Consider the following 2,613-nt stretch of genomic DNA (forward strand, 5'->3'; position numbering starts at 1 on the left):
CGGCTCCCCCTCTTTTTTGGAGAGGGGGCCGGGGGGTGAGGTTCACGCGGCCGGTGAGCGATTCAAATATATTCCACATAACCCCTTAAAAACTAAAATTATACGTTGCCGAAGGCACCATCCGAAACAGCGCCACCTGCACGGCCCGCGTCCGCGTCGCGTCGTTCGGGTCCGTCTCAAACCGGATGCTGTACGGGTTCTCACGGCCCAGCGCGTTGTAAATCGAGAACGACCAGCTGCTGTGGAAGCGGCGGTTTTCCTGGCCGGGCTTTTCGTAGGTCGCGCCCAGGTCGAGGCGGCGGTAGCCGGGCAGGCGGTCGGCGTTGCGCAGGCTGTAGAGGTTCACCACCTGGCCCGCCACCTGGTACTTGCCGGCCGGGTAGGTTACGGCATTGCCGGTGCTGGCCAGGAAGGTGCCCGAGAACGTCCACTTCTTATTGAGCTGGTAGATAGCCACTACCGACAAGTCGTGCGTGCGGTCCTGGCGGGCGTTGAACCACGCGCCGCCGTTGATTTCGGCGAACTGCCGCTCGGTTTTGCTGAGCGTGTAGCCCACCCAGCCGCTGAGGCGGCCCACGTCTTTGCGGGCCAAAAACTCGATGCCGTAGGCCCGGCCCTTGCCGTAGAGCAGGCTGGCCTCGGGGTCGAAATTGCCGCGCAGCTGGGTGCCGTCGCGGTAGTCAATCTGGTTGCCGAGCGCCTTGTAGTACGTTTCCACGGTCAGGGTGTAGCCCTTGTCCTGGCCCAGCGTGCGGTAGTAGCCGGCCGATACCTGGTCGGCGGTTTCGGGCTGCACGTTGAAGGAGGTAGGCACGTAGAGGTCGGTGGGCAGCGAGGTGCTGGAGTTGCTGAGCAAGTGCACGTTCTGCACGTTGCGGGCGTAGCTGGCCTTCACGGTGGCGGCCTCGCTGAGCTGATAGCTGGCCGCGAAGCGGGGCTCCAGGCGCAGGTAGGTTTTCAGAAATTCGCCCCGGCTGTAGGTGGTAGCGCTCAGCACGTTGCCGGCCGCATCGTAGGTCGAGTAGGTGCCCGGCCCCAGCAAACTAAAGCCCGAGAGACGGAGCCCGGTCGTGAAGTTGAGGCGCGGCGCGGCCTGCCACTCGTGCGAGACGTAGGCCGCCGTTTCGAGCGAGTAGTTGGTTTTGTCGGCCGTGGCGTTCACCGTCGAGGCATCGGTGGCCGACACGTAGCCAGGGGTGATGGTGCGGTGAATGGCATTCAGCCCAAAGCGCAGCGTCTGGGTGGTGCTGGGCGTAAACTCGAAGTCCTGCTTGAGGTTAAAATCCTGAATTTTAGACAGAATACTAAAATTGGCGCTGTTGGCCAGAATCTGAATATCGTAGTCGTACTTGCTGTAAATGAGCGAGGTATTGGAAAACAGCCGGTCGCTGAACAGGTGGTTGAGCCGCAGCGTGGCCGTTTTGTTGCCGTAGTACTGCCCGAAGGTATTGGCCAAGCCCAACGCATCGCGCCCGATGTAGCCGGTGAAATACAGCCGGTTGCGGTCGTTGAAGGTGTAGTTGGCCTTGGCGTTGACGTCGTAGAAATACAGACTTGAATTGCGGGTGGTTTCGTTGCGCGAGAGCTTCAAAAACACGTCGGCGTAGGTGCGCCGGCCAGTCACCAAAAACGAGCCTTTGCCCTTCACCAGCGGCCCTTCCAGCGCCAGGCGGCTCGAAATCAGGCCGATGCCGCCGCTGCCGTGCAGCGTCTGGTTGTTGCCGTCCTTCATCTTGATATCGACCACCGACGACAGCCGGCCGCCGTACTGCGCCGGCATCCCGCCCTTGTACACGGTCAGGTCCTTGATGGCGTCGGAGTTGAAGGTCGAGAAAAAGCCCAGCAAGTGCGAGGCGTTGTACACGGGCGCCTCGTCGAGCAAAATCAGGTTCTGGTCTACGGCCCCGCCGCGCACCGAAAACCCGCTGCTGCCCTCCCCCGCCGACTTAATGCCCGGCAGCAGGGTCATGGTCTTAATCACGTCCTTTTCGCCAAACAGCACCGGCACCTTGGCTATCTGCTTTACGTCGAGCTGCTCCACGCCCATCTGCGCCTTGCTGATGTTGGCATCGGCGCTGCGGCCGGTCACTACCACTTCGCCCAGGTCGTTGCCGCTGGGCTTCAGCTTAAAATCGAGGCGCTGGCTGGCGCTCACCGTGAGGGGCCGCGCCTGGGTGGCGTAGCCTACAAAGCTGGCTTCCAGCGTGTAGGTGCCGGCCGGCACCGTGAGCGAGTAGAAGCCGTAGGCGTTGGCGCCGGTGCCCACGCCGGGCAGCTCGCGCACCCGCACGGTGGCCCCGGTCAGGTTTTCGCCCGAGGTAGCGTCCTGCACCGTCCCGCTGAGCGTAATGCGGGTTTGGGCGGCGGCCGGGCCGAGGTGCAGCAAAAGCAGCACCAGCAGCCAGAGGCCGGGGATAGAATAGGGTTTTGGCATTCCGGTGAGTAGCGCGTGAATTTAGCACGAAGGTACCGCCGGGGCGGTTGGGCCGCCGGCATCTTTTGCAGCCGCAGTACCTTTAGCCGCCCGGCTATCAGCCCGCCACTCGCTTTATGACAAAGCTTTACCTAGACATCGACGGCGTATTAGTAACCGCCCGGCACACGCAGGCCGCG

At 62.5% G+C, this 2,613-nt stretch carries 1 protein-coding gene; it reads right to left on the reverse strand.

Annotated elements, in window-relative coordinates:
- Positions 1 to 85: 85 nt before the first annotated feature.
- Positions 86 to 2,434 (reverse strand): TonB-dependent receptor, encoded by a 2,349-nt coding sequence (locus tag VFO93_RS13180; protein ID WP_325134842.1) that lies wholly within the window; start codon positions 2,432 to 2,434, stop codon positions 86 to 88.
- Positions 2,435 to 2,613: the final 179 nt, after the last annotated feature.

This window comes from Hymenobacter sp. (genome assembly GCF_035709525.1).
In the GTDB taxonomy this organism is placed as follows: Bacteria; Bacteroidota; Bacteroidia; order Cytophagales; family Hymenobacteraceae; genus Hymenobacter.

Excerpts from the sequence above, each read along its gene's own strand:
- VFO93_RS13180 (WP_325134842.1), bottom strand. The coding sequence starts at position 2,434 with ATGCCAAAACCCTATTCTATCCCCGGCCTCTGGCTGCTGGTGCTGCTT.